The organism is Stappia sp. ES.058 (genome assembly GCF_900105595.1).
Lineage (GTDB): Bacteria > Pseudomonadota > Alphaproteobacteria > Rhizobiales > Stappiaceae > Stappia.
In genome coordinates this window covers 1815727-1830077 of sequence record NZ_LT629784.1, presented here as the reverse complement: position 1 = coordinate 1830077, position 14351 = coordinate 1815727, and the positions used below count along the sequence as shown (strand labels likewise).

At 61.0% G+C, this 14351-nt stretch carries 12 protein-coding genes; 10 read left to right on the top strand and 2 right to left on the bottom strand.

Annotated features, from left to right (window positions below; genetic code table 11):
* Positions 1-75: 75 nt before the first annotated feature.
* Positions 76-975 (bottom strand): ATP-binding protein, encoded by a 900-nt coding sequence (locus tag BLU32_RS08490; RefSeq protein ID WP_093806128.1) that lies wholly within the window; start codon positions 973-975, stop codon positions 76-78.
* A gap of 250 nt (positions 976-1225) precedes the next feature.
* Here BLU32_RS08490 and yajC point away from each other — a divergent pair, with 250 nt between their 5' ends.
* From yajC to BLU32_RS08465, 6 genes are all read left to right on the top strand, one after another.
* On the top strand, positions 1226-1561 hold the full coding sequence (gene yajC / locus BLU32_RS08485; protein ID WP_093810775.1) for a preprotein translocase subunit YajC: 336 nt from the start codon (positions 1226-1228) through the stop codon (positions 1559-1561).
* Positions 1562-1638: 77 nt separating this feature from the next.
* Positions 1639-3249, top strand: coding sequence for a protein translocase subunit SecD (gene secD, locus BLU32_RS22300; RefSeq protein ID WP_172838547.1), 1611 nt, complete (start codon positions 1639-1641; stop codon positions 3247-3249).
* Between the two features lie 18 nt (positions 3250-3267).
* A complete protein-coding gene (gene secF, locus BLU32_RS22295; RefSeq protein WP_197673721.1) occupies positions 3268-4224 on the top strand; it encodes a protein translocase subunit SecF in 957 nt (318 codons plus the stop codon).
* A 19-nt stretch (positions 4225-4243) separates the two neighbouring features.
* The gene (locus BLU32_RS08475) at positions 4244-4642 is read left to right on the top strand and encodes an Mth938-like domain-containing protein (protein WP_093806126.1); all 399 of its coding nucleotides are present in this window, start codon (positions 4244-4246) and stop codon (positions 4640-4642) included.
* A 27-nt stretch (positions 4643-4669) separates the two neighbouring features.
* Positions 4670-5545: a phytoene/squalene synthase family protein gene (locus BLU32_RS08470; RefSeq protein ID WP_093806124.1), complete on the top strand. Its 876-nt coding sequence runs from the start codon at positions 4670-4672 to the stop codon at positions 5543-5545.
* Between the two features lie 308 nt (positions 5546-5853).
* Positions 5854-7608, top strand: a complete 1755-nt coding sequence (locus tag BLU32_RS08465) for a mechanosensitive ion channel family protein (protein ID WP_157727579.1) — start codon at positions 5854-5856, stop codon at positions 7606-7608.
* Positions 7609-7709: 101 nt separating this feature from the next.
* On the opposite strand, the gene trmFO is transcribed toward BLU32_RS08465, so the two are convergent.
* A complete protein-coding gene (trmFO, locus tag BLU32_RS08460; RefSeq protein ID WP_093806120.1) occupies positions 7710-9122 on the bottom strand; it encodes a methylenetetrahydrofolate--tRNA-(uracil(54)-C(5))-methyltransferase (FADH(2)-oxidizing) TrmFO in 1413 nt (470 codons plus the stop codon).
* A gap of 135 nt (positions 9123-9257) precedes the next feature.
* Between trmFO and BLU32_RS08455 the strand changes: the two genes are divergently transcribed.
* From BLU32_RS08455 to BLU32_RS08440, 4 genes are all read left to right on the top strand, one after another.
* The gene (locus BLU32_RS08455; RefSeq protein WP_093806118.1) at positions 9258-9869 is read left to right on the top strand and encodes a hypothetical protein; all 612 of its coding nucleotides are present in this window, start codon (positions 9258-9260) and stop codon (positions 9867-9869) included.
* A 709-nt stretch (positions 9870-10578) separates the two neighbouring features.
* The gene (gene proS, locus BLU32_RS08450; RefSeq protein WP_093806115.1) at positions 10579-11898 is read left to right on the top strand and encodes a proline--tRNA ligase; all 1320 of its coding nucleotides are present in this window, start codon (positions 10579-10581) and stop codon (positions 11896-11898) included.
* 49 nt (positions 11899-11947) lie between these two features.
* A complete protein-coding gene (locus tag BLU32_RS08445) occupies positions 11948-13237 on the top strand; it encodes a lipoprotein-releasing ABC transporter permease subunit (RefSeq protein ID WP_244501814.1) in 1290 nt (429 codons plus the stop codon).
* A gap of 32 nt (positions 13238-13269) precedes the next feature.
* Complete coding sequence (locus tag BLU32_RS08440) at positions 13270-13950, top strand: ABC transporter ATP-binding protein (protein ID WP_093810771.1); 681 nt, start codon at positions 13270-13272, stop codon at positions 13948-13950.
* Positions 13951-14351: the final 401 nt, after the last annotated feature.

The window sequence follows — 14351 nt, the reverse complement described above, 5'->3', positions numbered from 1 at the left end:
CCGTGTTCACGCCCGCGGCGGCGTTCCGGCCATGCGACAACGCAGGTCGAACCCCGGGCCGGTGCAAGGCCGGGGTCAGTCTTTCAGGTGTTTTCCAAGCCGTCCGGCCAGGTCCTGGATGAACTGGAACGCGACCCGTCCGGATCGGCTTCCGCGCGTTGTCGCCCATTCGAGCGCCTGGGCCCGCAGATCCGCCGGTTCGACGTCGAGCTCGAAGTGCCGGGCATAGGCGTTGATCATGTCCAGATAATCGTTCTGGCTGCATTTGTGGAAGCCGAGCCACAGCCCGAAACGATCCGACAGCGAAACCTTCTCCTCGACCGCTTCGCCCGGATTGATGGCGGTGGACCGCTCGTTCTCGATCATGTCGCGGGGCAGGAGGTGCCTGCGGTTGGACGTGGCATAGAAGAGCACATTGTCGGGACGTCCCTCGATGCCGCCGTCGAGCGCTGCCTTCAGCGACTTGTAGGACGTGTCGTCATTGTCGAAGCTCAGATCGTCGCAGAACAGGATCGTGCGGTGCGGTGCCTGCTTCAGGACGCTCATCAGGTCGGGAAGCGTCTCGATGTCCTCGCGGTGGATCTCGACGAGTTTCAGGCGGGTTTCGGCGCCGGTGTCGGCGAACTCGCGATTAATGAACGCATGAACGGATTTAACCAGCGACGATTTGCCCATTCCCCGCGCGCCCCAAAGCAGCACGTTGTTCGCGGCAAACCCGCTGGCGAACCGTCTGGTGTTGTCGATGAGCTGGTCGCGGGCACGGTCGACGCCCTGCAGGAGCGAGATATCGACCCGATTTACCCGCGAAATGGGCAGAAGGCTCGAAGTGCCGGCGGTCCAGACAAAGGCATCCGCAGCGCCGAAGTCGGGTTTTGCGGGGGCGGGCGGGACGGCGCGGGAGATCAGCGAGATCAGCGTATCGAACCTGTCGTTCAACGCCTGCAGCTCGCTCTTGTCGGGCGATGTGGTGTCCATGATATTGGGCCGTGTTCGGAGTTGTTTCGAACGCGTGTCGCCGCGCCCGATGTTGAAGGCAAGACGCCACTCCTAGCATGGCGCGCGGGCATCGTGAAAGACGCTCCAGCGACGGCCGCTTTGCGGTTCGGTTCGCCTTGCAAAGCCGCACGCGGCTTGTATAGTCCGCGCCACCTGAGGTTCAGTCATCGGGCAAGGGCGAGATTGCGTTGCGATGCAAGGCGCGCCGGGCCCGATCAAGGAGAGTTTCATGCTGATTTCGCCTGCCTATGCCCAAGGGATCGGCGGTGCCGGTGCACCCGACCTGTTGATGTCCATCCTTCCCTTCATTTTGATCTTCGTGATCATGTATTTCCTGATCATTCGTCCGCAGCGTCAGCGGATGAAGCAGCATCAGGAGATGGTTGCGAACCTGCGCCGTGGCGATACGATCGTGACGGCCGGCGGCATCATCGGAAAGATTTCCAAGGTTGTGGACGAAGCGGAAGTGCAGGTCGAACTCGCCGAGGGGCTCAAGGTCCGGGTCGTGCGAAGCATGATCACCGAGGTGCGCTCGAAGTCCGAGCCCGCGAAGGACAACGGCTGAACCGATACGCCCGACTTCCAATCCTCTCCGCCGCACGTCGGAAGGCGTGAGGCGGGGATACCAGAGACGGCCACGCCATGCTTTATTTCGCACGCTGGAAGATCGCCCTGATCGTCCTCGTCATCCTGTCCGGGGCAGTGACTACGCTGCCCAATTTCCTGTCGTCCGACACGCTGCGGGGATTGCCGAACTGGCTTCCCAAGAACCAGATCGTGCTCGGTCTCGATTTGCAGGGCGGGGCCTATCTTCTCTACGAAGTCGACCGCAACGACTACATCAAGAAGCGGTTCAACACGCTTGTCGGAGATATCCGGCAGCGGCTGCGCGATGATCCGCGCATCGGTTACACCGGGCTCGGTGTACAGTCGGATGGCGCGCAGGTGCGCATTCGCGACCTGACACGGCTTGACGAGGCGCGCCAGCGTTTGAGCGAACTGACCAATCCGCTTGTCGCCAACATGTTCGGCGGTCAGGCGGTCGAGGAATTCGCGATGACCGTCAGCGACGACGGGTTGATCCGGTTCGCCTATACCGATCAGGGGCTGGCGCAGCGCATGAGCTCGATCGTGCAGCAGTCGATCGAGGTGATTCGTCTGCGTCTCGACGAATTCGGCACGACCGAACCGTCGATCCAGCGTCAGGGCGAAGACCGCATCCTGGTGGAAGCGCCGGGCGAGGGCGACCCGGAGCGGCTAAAGGATCTTGTCGGTCAAACCGCCCAATTGACCTTCCATATGGTCGATCAGTCCATGTCGGCGGAACAGGCAATGCAGTCGCGCCCGCCGGTCGGCAGCGTGGTGATGTATTCGCCGGACGATCCGCCGTTCCCCTATCTGCTTGAAGAATCACCGCTGCTATCGGGTGAGGACCTTATCGACGCTCAGGTGTCCTTCAATCCGGAGACCAATGAGCCGGTTGTCAATTTCCGCTTCAACACGTCGGGTGCGCGGACCTTTTCGGTCGCGACACAGCGCAATGTCGGACGTCCCTTTGCGATCGTGCTCGACAACGAGGTTATTTCCGCGCCGGTCATTCGCGAACCCATCACGGGCGGTTCGGGGCAGATTTCGGGTGACTTTACCGTGGAGAGCGCCAACGACCTTGCGGTTCTGCTGCGTGCCGGCGCGTTGCCTGCAAAGCTCACCGTGGTCGAGGAACGCTCCATCGGACCGGGTCTCGGGCAGGATTCGGTTGATGCGGGCCGGATTGCGTCGCTTATCGGCGCGGCCCTCGTCATCGCGTTCATGGTGCTTGCCTACGGCAGGTTCGGGGTGATTGCCGATCTTGCGCTGGTCACCAACGTGCTTTTGATCTTCGGTGCGCTGACGGCGCTTCAGGCTACCCTGACACTTCCGGGCATTGCCGGAATCGTGCTGACCATCGGCATGGCGGTCGACGCCAATGTCCTGATCTTCGAGCGCATTCGCGAGGAGGCGCGGGCCGGGCGGTCGGCCATCAGCGCCATCGACGCGGGCTATTCGCGCGCGATCGGCACGATTTTGGACGCGAACGTCACCACCCTGATCGCCGCGCTTATCCTGTTCCAGCTCGGGTCGGGTCCGATCCGCGGCTTCGCAGTGACGCTGGCGATCGGTATCTTCACCACGGTGTTTTCCGCTTTCACCGTCTCGCGGCTTCTGGTTGCGCTGTGGGTGCGTTGGCAGCGCCCCAGCCATCTGCCGATCTGACCGACGGGGACCAAGATCATGTTGCTCAAATTCATCCCGGACAACACGCAGTTCCGCTTCATGCGGTTCCGGACAATCTCCTTCCCGCTGTCGGCCGTCGTGTTCCTGGCGTCGATCGCGCTGTTCTTTTCCGTTGGATTGAACTTCGGCATCGACTTCAAGGGCGGCACCGTCTTCGAGATGAAGACCAACGAATCGCCGGCCGACATCGGCGGCATCCGCGAACAACTCGCAACGCTCAATCTTGGCGACGTACAGGTGCAGCAGTTCGGTGCGCCGGACGAGGTGCTCGTGCGCGTGCAGGAGCCGGAAGGCGGAGAACTGGCCCAGCAGGCCGTGGTCTCGCAGGTCCGGGAGACCTTTGGCGAGAGCGTCGAGTTTCGGCGTGTCGAGGTCGTCGGGCCGCGCGTGTCGGGGGAACTGGCGCAGGCGGGCATGATCGCGGTGACCGCATCGCTGATCGTGATCCTGTTCTATATCTGGTTCCGGTTCGAATGGCACTTCGCGGTCGGTGCGATCCTGACGACGATCAACGACATCGTGGTGACCGTCGGGTTGTTCGTCGTCCTTCAGCTTGAATTCTCATTGTCGTCGATTGCGGCGATCCTGACGATCATCGGCTATTCGCTCAATGATACCGTCGTGGTCTATGACCGGATCCGGGAAAACCTCCGACGATACAAGAGAACGCCTCTTCCGGAGCTTCTCGACCGATCGATCAACGAGATGCTGTCGCGCACGGTAATGACATCCGTTACGACGCTGCTGGCGCTCCTCGCGTTGTACTATTTCGGTGGCGAGGTGATCCGGTCGTTTACCCTTGCCATGATCTTCGGTGTGGTGATCGGCACGTATTCGTCGATTTTCCTGGCGGCACCGTTTCTCATTGTCCTGAAGCTGCGCGCCTCCAAGGTCGTTGGCAACGACAGTGACTCCGGCGGGTCCGGCAAGGACGCCGAAACCGCATCGGCCTGATCCGGGGAAGGGGGCTTCAATGGCACAGCGCGGCGAAGGCATCGTTGTCCGGGATGCCCACTTTCCCGACCGGGCACCGATCGACGCCTATGGCAACGGTGGGTTTCGCTTCGCGGAGATGTCGCATCGCGGCTCAATCTTGTGTGTTCCAAGTGGCATATACGGATTTGCAGCCACCTCCGCCGAGGAATTGACGCCGGAGGCCCTCGACAAGGTCCTGAGTGATCACGAGGGCATATCGGTTTTTCTGGTGGGCACCGGCGCGGAACTGAAACCCCTGTCGACGGCTTTGAAGGATGCGATGCGCGCCGCCGGCATCAGTGCCGATCCGATGTCGACCGGCGCGGCGGTGCGCACCTACAATGTCCTGTTGTCCGAAGGCCGCCCGGTGGCTGCCGTGTTTTTGGCCGTGGACTGACGTGATCACGGCCCTAGGTTTGTTTGCATGACAACGGCTCCTATCCCGGACGCGAGCTATTGCCTCCAGCACGTCCGTCAGCATGATTTCGAACGTTATGTGTCCCTGCTCTACGCGCCCGAGGCGGAGAGGGCGGCCCTTGCAGCGCTGTATGCGTTCAATGTGGAGATCGCACGGGCCCGCGAGGTCGTTTCCGATCCAATGCCTGGCGAGATCCGTTTTCAGTGGTGGCGCGATGCGCTGAGTGCGCCGGAGGGCGCCGATATCAATCAGCACCCGGTAGCGGGGGCCATAAGAACCGCGATTTCCAAATATTCCCTTCCGCTTGCTGCCTTCGACAACCTCATTGATGCGCGCGTGTTCGATCTTTACGACGATCCGATGCCAAGCTTGGTCGACCTGGAAGGCTATGCCGGTGAGACCTCATCGGCCCTGATCCAACTGGCCACGATTATCCTGTCGAAGGGCGAAGATCCCGGCACAGCGGATGTCGCCGGCCATGCCGGGGTTGCCTACGCACTGACCGGCCTGCTGCGTGCGTTGCCCTGGCATGCGCGCCGGCGTCAACTGTATCTCCCGGCCGACCTTCTCGCCGCCCATGACGTCGATCCGGAAACGATATTTGCTGGAAAAATGACGCCGCAGCTGCAGAGCGCCTTGCGCGAGCTGCGCGAGGTCGCACACCGGCATCTTGAACAGACCCGTACCGACATTGGCAGCGTTTCTCGGGGTCTCGTCCCCGCCTTTCTTCCTGTCTGTCTGGTCGGGCCTTTCCTGACCCGCATGGGGCGGCCGGATTTCGATCCGCTTCACTCCTCGGCGGAGATGTCTTCACTGCGCCTGCAATGGTCGATGTGGCGGTCATGGCGGCAGGCTGTGCGGAGGAGGCGAAGCGTAACCTAGAGTTTACTATCGGGCGTTAGCCTTGGGGCGCTTCTCAACCTCTTATTGCCAAGGGCTTTGCCATGATTTCTCTCCGCTCGCTTTCGTCATTCCTGGGGCGTTTTTCGTTGCCGGGATTGCGCGCGGCGTTGGTCGTCGTACCGGTAGCGTTCAGCGTAACGGCAACGGCGCAGCAGTCCTCCGCGCCGGCTATGGAAGAAACAGGGCCATCGCAAACACAGCAGGTCACGACGGAACCGTCGGCGTCGGCGTCGACGTTCGCGTCAGGGATCGGGGATATCGAGCGGAGTAGCCCGGATCTGCAGACCTTGCTGCGTGACTATCCGATTTCGCCGCCGGACACGACCAGCCCGCGGGCTTCCCTGGAAAGCTTCTTGGTGCTGATGGCCGAAGCCGACCGTGTCTGGCAAGAGGTGCGTGACGAGTTCCGCGACAGCGATCAGGCCTTTCTATCGGAAGACCAGAGTCGCCGCGTCGAAGTGGTAAGGTTGCTGATTTCCAAGGCCCGCGAGATCTTCGACCTCAGTGATATTCCCGAAACGGCGCGCACCTCGGTCGGGGTCGAGATCGTCCTTCAGTTTCAGGAAATCCTCGACAGGATTTTCCTGCCCTCGCTTGAACAAATCCCGGGTCAGCGCGCCGGGTCATTCCTTCATGCCAAGGAAGCATCGGACCTGCCCGAGCGTTGGACGCTTCCGGGAACCAGCATCGTCTTCCAGCGCAGCGATGCCACCAAGGGTGACCTGAAGTACCTCGTCTCGCGCGAAACGGTCGACCGCATTCCGGAAGATTACGAGAGCGTCAAAATGTTTCCGACGCGCTCTGACAAGGGCGAAGATTTTTATGAGTATTACATCTACACCCCGGGGTATCTCGTCGCCCCGCGCTGGTACGATCTGATCCTTGCCGGGCCCGACTGGCTGCAGAACCAGTTCATGTCACAGGCCTATTGGCAGTGGATCGCACTAACCCTCCTCGTGCTGGTGGCTGTCTCCATCCCGGTGATGTTGCAGCGCTGGAACCGTTGGCGCGCCGTGCCCCTGTCTGATGTGCACCGGCGCCTGCGCGGGTTCCAGCAGCCTCTTCTTCAGCTCATCGTCGTCATCACATTCCGCTATCTGGTGGACGAACAGATAAACATCACGGGGGCGCCGATGATCGCGATCGGGACCTTCTCCTCCGTGGTGATGTGGGTCAGCCTTGCATGGCTCGCCTATCAGTCCGTCGATCTGCTGGCGAGCTATGTGACCAAAAACCCGGCGATGCCGACGGCGAGCCTCGATTCCAGCCTTCTGCTGTCAGCGTTCCGCCTGTTCGGTCTCGCCTTCGCGGTCATTACGCTTGGATATGGCGCGACGCGGATCGGCATCCCCATCTACGGTGTCATCGCCGGTCTCGGTGTCGGCGGCCTGGCGGTGGCGCTTGCCGCGCAGCCGACGCTGGAAAACCTGATCGGCGGCGTAATTCTCTATGCCGACCGGATGGTTCGCGTTGGCGAATACTGCGAGTTCGAAGGCTTTTCCGGTACGGTCGAAGCAATCGGAATCCGGTCGACGCGTCTGCGCGCGCTCGACCGCACGCTGATCACAGTGGCAAACTCCGATCTCGCCAAGCGCAAGATCGTCAATTTCAGCCGCCGTGACCGCTTCCTGTTCCGGCACACCATCGGCCTACGCTATGAAACCGGGCGCGACCAGGTGATGAGCGTGGTTCGCGAGATCCACGGTTTCTTCTCCTCGCATCCGAAGGTTCTGAATCAGATTGCGTTGCGTGTGTCTCTTGTCGGCTACGGCACCTATTCGGTCGATATCGAGATCTTCTCGTATATCTCGACGTCCGACCGTGACGAATTCCTGATGATACAGGAAGAGCTGCTGCTCGAGATCTCGCGCATCATCAAGGAAAACGGATCGGATTTCGCCTTCCCGTCGAATGTGACCTACCTTGGACGCGATTCCGGCTTGCCGACGGCGAAAGGCGAGGAGCGCCCGCAGGGCAAGAACAAGGCGCCGCTGCACGGTGACCGCACGGACGACCTGATGGACATGGCGTCTGAGGCCTGAGGCCGTCCAACCCGGTGTCGGATAGAAACAAGAACGGCCGGTGAAGCGCATCTTCGCCGGCCGTTTTCGTTCCGCGGTCGCCTGGCGCTGCGCTCAGGTGCCTATTCGGCGGCTTCGCGCGTTGGCACGGCAGACGCGATCCAGCTTTCGTAATCGGCCCGGGCCCGGCGGGTCATGGCAAGCTTCTTTGCCTTGCCCTTTTCCTTGCCCTTGAGCTTGCGGCCCTCGTCGTCGACGCGCGGTGCCTCGATCGGGGGAAACAGTCCGAAATTGACGTTCATTGGCTGGAATGAGCGCGGGCCGGGTTCATCACGCAGGATGTGTCCACCGGTGATATGACCAAGCAGGGCACCCATCGCCGTCGTGGGCGGGGGCGGAGAGCATACGGTGCCAAGTCGTTCGGCGGCGGCGAAAAAACCTGCCATGCAGCCAACGCTTGCCGATTCCACATAGCCCTCGCAGCCGGTGATCTGTCCGGCAAACCGCAAGGACGGACGTGCCTTGAGCCGCAGGGTGCCGTCAAGGAGCTTGGGCGAATTCAGGAACGTGTTGCGGTGCAAACCGCCAAGCCGGGCAAAAACGGCATTTTCCAGGCCGGGGATCTGGCGGAACACATCGAGCTGCGCGCCATGCTTCAGCTTCGTCTGGAAGCCGACCATATTGTAGAGCGTGCCAAGGGCATTGTCCTGGCGCAGCTGAACGACCGCATAGGCTTTTTCCGTCGGCTTGTGGGCGTTGGTCAGCCCCATTGGCTTCATCGGCCCATGGCGCAGCGTTTCCCGACCGCGCTCCGCCATTACCTCGATCGGCAGGCAGCCGTCGAAATAGGGGGTCGACTGCTCCCATTCCTTGAACTCGGTCTTGGGCCCGGAGATCAGCGCGTCGATGAAGGCGTCGTATTGCGCCTTGTCCATCGGACAGTTGATGTAGTCCTTGCCCGAACCGCCCGGCCCGACCTTGTCGTAACGCGACTGGAACCAGCAGACGTCGAGGTCAATGGAATCGAAGTGCAGGATGGGTGCTATGGCATCGAAAAACGCCAGTGCATCCTCTCCCGTTGCCTCAAGGATCGCGTTCGAAAGCGCCGGAGACGTCAGGGGACCGGTCGCTACGATCACGCTGTCCCACTCCTCGGGTGGCAGACCGCTGATTTCCCCACGTTCGATGGTGATCAGCGGATGCTCTTCGAGCGTCTTCGTGACCGCAGCGGCGAAACCGTCACGGTCAACGGCAAGGGCGCCTCCTGCCGGCACCTGATGGCTATCGGCCGCGGACATGATCAGTGATCCGGCCGCGCGCAACTCGGCATGCAGCAGTCCGACGGCATTGTGGTCTGCGTCATCGGAGCGGAAGGAGTTCGAACAGACCAGTTCTGCAAGATCCTGGGTCTTGTGTGCATCGGTGCCGCGGTTCGGACGCATTTCATGCAAGACGACAGGCACGCCGAGACACGCGATTTGCCAGGCAGCTTCTGAGCCTGCGAGGCCGCCACCGACAACATGGACAGGCTTCATGATCAATCCCTTCGCGATACCGTGAGCGTTCGAAAATACTGTATATCGTTCGAGGGCGCTCACGTAACGTGTCCCTTTCCAAGTGGCAAGCGATCCGCGAATAATGCGCTCGTGCTGAAGATGGAAGTGACTCGGATGATACGTTCATCGAGCGCGTTCGCGCTCGCAACCCTTTTCCTGGTAAGTGGATGTGCTGGCCAGGCGGCCGGTCCGCCGCGTTCGTGGTATGCGGCTCACGATGGTGTCGCGCCGCGTGCCGACCGGATCTATGTCTGCCATGCGTTCGGCTGCGCGCGCAAGACTGCAGTCAGTTATTCCGGCAAGGATCTTGCCGCGCTCCGTCGCATCCTGTCGAAGGGCAGAGCCTCTCCCGCAGCCGAGCGCAAGGCAATCGCCGATGCGGTCGCCTGGGCGGAGCGCAAGGCCGGTCCTATCGTCGGGTCCGACAGCGATGTCGGAGGTTTCGATCTGCAAAACTCCGGTGTGCCCGGACAGATGGACTGCCTCGACGAGGCGACCAACACAACCAGCGTGCTTCTGCTTGCCGCCGACAGAGGCTATCTGGTGCATCATACCGTCTTGCGACCCGTCGCGCGCGGCTTCTTCCTTGACGGTCGCTATCCGCATGCCACGGCCGTGATCCGGAGCACCGGCGGCGAAACATTCGCGGTCGATTCCTGGCCGGAGGCAAACGGAATAAAGCCGGTCATTCAGCCGCTGAGCGTCTGGTTCGCTGCGCGGAGCTGACCGGAGACGGGTTTCGTCGATGCGGGGATAGCCGGCCTGTCGTCGGGCGATCCGGGATTCCGCCTCCTGCCACTTCTCATGAGACCCGCTCGCTTGGCGTTTCCAAGCTTTGTCCTTATGTGCCGCATACATAAGCTTGCAACCAGCAGAAGAGGTTTTGCCAACGACTTTCGCGGGGAATGACCCCAGGCTATCAAGTCGTCTGCCGGTCATTTTGAATGAAATTCAGTTCAATCCGACGTGAAAAAAGAAAAAAAGCAAGGCACAAGGCCTTGCTTTTTAGGTTTCGCGTATCACACCTCCATACATGTCAAGTCATCATGGATGATCAACATGGGCAGCAGCTCCTAAAAGCGCGCCAGAAGGCTCTTCCTCCCAAGACTCAGACCGCGATGTCTGCTTTTGCAACAAAGTAAGCCTTGCGACTTCTCTGTCTTGTTATCGATGCAGACACTAACGCATCGTTGTCGCCTTGTCACCATTTTGTGCAGGACTCGCCCAAAATTTTTGCTGCGGCCGTCTTGATATATCTGAGTGCGCTGTGGGTGTGGGCGCTTGGCACATTCGCGTGCCCGATCTTGATGCGGGTCTTGTCTTTTTGCAGTGCATGCGCTTTGACTGCCGCTTGAGAGATTCCCGCGCAAGACGTCCGGTCGCGTTGCCTTCTTCGCCGACCTGTTGCGCTCACCCAGTAGTCGAGTGTTCCCGAATGCGACTGTCCCGCTTTTTTCTTCCGATCCTGAAGGAAACGCCCAAGGAGGCGGAAATCGTCTCTCACCGGTTAATGCTACGTGCCGGACTGATCCGCCAGGAAGCGGCGGGGATCTACGCATGGCTGCCGATGGGCCTGCGTGTTTTGCGCAAGATCGAGGAGATCGTTCGCGAGGAGCAGAACCGCGCCGGCGCCAACGAACTCCTCATGCCGACCATTCAGCCGGCCGATCTTTGGATGGAAAGCGGCCGTTACAACGCCTATGGCAAGGAGATGTTGCGTATCCAGGATCGCCAGGACCGGGCCATGCTCTACGGGCCGACGAACGAGGAAATGATCACGGAGATCTTTCGCGCGTCGGTGCGATCCTACAAGGACCTGCCACTGAACCTCTACCACATCCAGTGGAAGTTTCGCGATGAACTGCGCCCTCGCTTCGGGATCATGCGCGGTCGCGAATTCCTGATGAAGGACGCCTATTCCTTCGATCTGGACAAGGAGGGTGCGCGCCATGCCTACAACCGCATGTTCGTCGCCTATCTGAGAACTTTCGATCGCATGGGGCTGAAGGCTATCCCGATGCGCGCCGACACCGGTCCGATCGGCGGCGACATGAGCCATGAGTTCATCATTCTGGCCTCAACCGGTGAGAGCGAGGTGTTCTGCGACAAGGCCATTCTCGATCTGCCGATTCCGGGGGAGGACACCGACTTCGATTCCGATCTGACGCCGGTGATTGATGCTTGGACGGCGCCTTACGCTGCCACCGACGATATGCATGATGCCGCCGCCTATGAGGACATCGAGGAAAATGCACGCATGTCGGCGCGCGGCATCGAGGTCGGCCACATCTTCTATTTCGGGACCAAATATTCCGAACCGATGAACGCGAAGGTCGCGGGTCCGGACGGAGTTGAGGTGCCGGTGCACATGGGCTCTTACGGCGTGGGCGTTTCGCGGCTCCTGGGTGCAATCATCGAGGCGCATCACGATGACAACGGCATCGTGTGGCCGGCGTCCGTCGCGCCATTCGACGTCGGGCTGATCAACCTCAAGCCGGGCGATGAGCAGACCGACGGCGCCTGTGCGGATATCGAATCGCAGCTTGTGTCGGCTGGCCTGGAGGTGCTTGTAGACGATGTCGACACGCGCGCGGGCGCAAAGTTCGCGACCATGGATCTCATCGGACTGCCGTGGCAGCTTGTCGTTGGTCCACGCGGACTTAAGGACGGCATGGTCGAACTCAAGAACCGCGCGAGCGGAGAACGTGTCACCATATCGCCGCAAGACGCCGTCAATCGTCTGATTGCGGGATGATCGGACAGGTGAGAGCCGGGCGGGTGGAGCCGGGGCGCGAGAGGCAGGAATGACAGACGGCGCGGTCGCGACCAAGGATGTTGGTGAAACCCGGATGTTTGCCGGGTTCGAATGGATGCTCGCCGGGCGTTATCTGCGCTCGCGTCGCCGCGAGACTTTCATTTCGGTAATCGCCGGCTTCTCGTTTCTCGGGATCATGCTTGGTGTCGCCACCTTGATCATCGTCATGGCCGTCATGAACGGGTTTCGCGGGGAACTGCTGTCGAAGATCCTGGGCATCAATGGTCATCTTCTGATCCAGCCGATCGGCAGCGAGCTTGATGATTACGATGCCGTCGCCGCGCGCATCGAAAATCTCGAAGGCGTGGTCTTTACACTTCCTTTCGTGGAGGGACAGGCGCTGGTCTCCGGCCCGTCCGGTGCGTTTGGTGCGCTGGTGCGCGGCGTGCGCGGTGTCGATTTGCGCAAGCTGCCGCTCGTGGCTGATACGGTAACAGCCGGCACGCTCGACGGGTTCGATGAGGGCGGCGGGCTGGCGATCGGCACCCGTATGGCGCGCCAGCTCGGCGTTGCGGTCGGCGACCGCATTACCGTCGTAAGTCCACGCGGCAATGTTACGGCACTTGGCGTGACGCCGCGCGTCAAGGGCTATCCGATTATCGCGATCTTCGAGATCGGCATGTCGGAATATGACGGCACGATCGCCTTCATGCCTTTGCCGGAGGCACAGCTCTATTTCAATCAGGAGGGCATCGCGACCGGGATCGAAGTCTTCACGGAAGATCCGGATCTTGTCGGCGAATTGCGGCCCAAGGTCGAGGAAGGGGCAGGGCGTCCAACTTTTGTCAGCGACTGGCGCACCCGCAACATGACTTTCTTTTCCGCGCTTGAGGTCGAGCGCAACGTGATGTTCCTGATCTTGATGCTGATCGTGATCGTTGCGGCGCTGAATATCATTTCGGGCATGACGATGCTGGTGAAGGACAAGGGGCGCGACATTGCGATCCTTCGGACCATGGGGGCCACCCGCGGCGCAATACTGCGAATATTCGTGATCACCGGAGCCAGTATCGGGATCGTCGGCACGATTGCGGGCTTCCTGCTCGGTTTCGTGGTCTGTCTCAACATCGAGAGTATTCGTCTGGCGATCTCCTGGATGACGCGCACCGAGCTGTTTTCGCCTGAACTCTATTTCCTGAGTCAACTGCCGGCGGAGATGGATACCGGTGAAACGCTCTTCGTCGTCGTGATGGCCATGGTGCTGTCGCTGCTGGCGACACTTTATCCCGCCTGGCGCGCCGCGCGGCTGGATCCGGTTGAGGCGCTACGGTACGAATGACGATGGACACCGAGCATTTGCAAGAAGAGCGCGTGAACGCGCTGCCGCTGGTTTTATCCGGGGTTTGCCGGAGTTTTCGCGAGGGCGAGGGTCAACTGGAAATCCTGCGCGATGCCAATCTCGCGCTGAATTCCGGCGAGGTCGTCGCGCTGGTCGCCCCGTCGGGAGCCGGCAAGTCCACGCTGCTGCATATCGCCGGCCTGCTTGAGCGCCCCGACAGCGGCGAAGTGCTGATCGGCGGTGTTGCCTGCGAAGGGTTGGCCGATGCCGAGCGCACGCGCATGCGCCGGCTCAGTCTTGGGTTCGTCTACCAGTTCCATCACTTGCTTCCGGAGTTTACGGCGCTTGAAAACCTGATGATGCCGCAGTTGATCCGCGGACTCGACAAGCGCGAGGCCCGCGAGCGCGCAAGCCAGTTGCTGGACTACATGAGGTTGGGCCCCCGGGCCGATCACCGGCCGTCCGAACTCTCCGGCGGCGAGCAGCAGCGGGTGGCAATCGCGCGTGCCGTTGCCAATGCGCCGCGTGTTCTGCTTGCAGATGAGCCGACCGGGAACCTCGATCCGGTTACAGCGGCTTATGTGTTCGATGCCCTCGTTGCGCTTGTGCGCGCGTCCGGCCTGGCGGCCTTGATCGCAACGCACAATATGGAACTCGCATCGCGGATGGATCGCCGGATCACCCTTCGCGACCGACAGATCGTGGAAGTCTAGCCGTCGGATACCGGCATCTGGATCGGTTCTCCGCATTGCGTTGGCGGCAGGCGGAAGCCAGACAACACCTTCGTTCCCCGGGGCCATGAACTCACCAGCCAGGGCGCAGCCGGTCGGCCCGCCTTCCGGTCCTGTTTACGAGATGGAAACCATAAAAGCCGGGACGATCTATCGGGCCTTGTAAAAAGAACAAAACAGGAACATAATAGGGATTATCGAGGGTTTGAGACGCGGGAGGGCACCATGCTCGACGATTTTCGGGAAACACTTCAGGACCTGGCGGGGCTCGGATCGCTGGTGCTGCTGGGCGCGGCGATGCTGATCTGGAGCGATGTTCTGGTGGAGCTTGCGCGGGTTTGAGGTCGGCCTTGGGTCGCAGACCGGGTGGCGTGTGCGCGGTT

What these genes read in the sequence shown, in the direction of transcription:
- BLU32_RS08490 (WP_093806128.1), bottom strand. Translation starts at nt 975, where the DNA reads ATGGACACCACATCGCCCGACAAGAGCGAGCTGCAGGCGTTGAACGAC.
- yajC (WP_093810775.1), top strand. Translation starts at nt 1,226, where the DNA reads ATGCTGATTTCGCCTGCCTATGCCCAAGGGATCGGCGGTGCCGGTGCA.
- secD (WP_172838547.1), top strand. Translation starts at nt 1,639, where the DNA reads ATGCTTTATTTCGCACGCTGGAAGATCGCCCTGATCGTCCTCGTCATC.
- secF (WP_197673721.1), top strand. Translation starts at nt 3,268, where the DNA reads ATGTTGCTCAAATTCATCCCGGACAACACGCAGTTCCGCTTCATGCGG.
- BLU32_RS08475 (WP_093806126.1), top strand. Translation starts at nt 4,244, where the DNA reads ATGGCACAGCGCGGCGAAGGCATCGTTGTCCGGGATGCCCACTTTCCC.
- BLU32_RS08470 (WP_093806124.1), top strand. Translation starts at nt 4,670, where the DNA reads ATGACAACGGCTCCTATCCCGGACGCGAGCTATTGCCTCCAGCACGTC.
- trmFO (WP_093806120.1), bottom strand. Translation starts at nt 9,122, where the DNA reads ATGAAGCCTGTCCATGTTGTCGGTGGCGGCCTCGCAGGCTCAGAAGCT.
- BLU32_RS08455 (WP_093806118.1), top strand. Translation starts at nt 9,258, where the DNA reads ATGATACGTTCATCGAGCGCGTTCGCGCTCGCAACCCTTTTCCTGGTA.
- proS (WP_093806115.1), top strand. Translation starts at nt 10,579, where the DNA reads ATGCGACTGTCCCGCTTTTTTCTTCCGATCCTGAAGGAAACGCCCAAG.
- BLU32_RS08445 (WP_244501814.1), top strand. Translation starts at nt 11,948, where the DNA reads ATGACAGACGGCGCGGTCGCGACCAAGGATGTTGGTGAAACCCGGATG.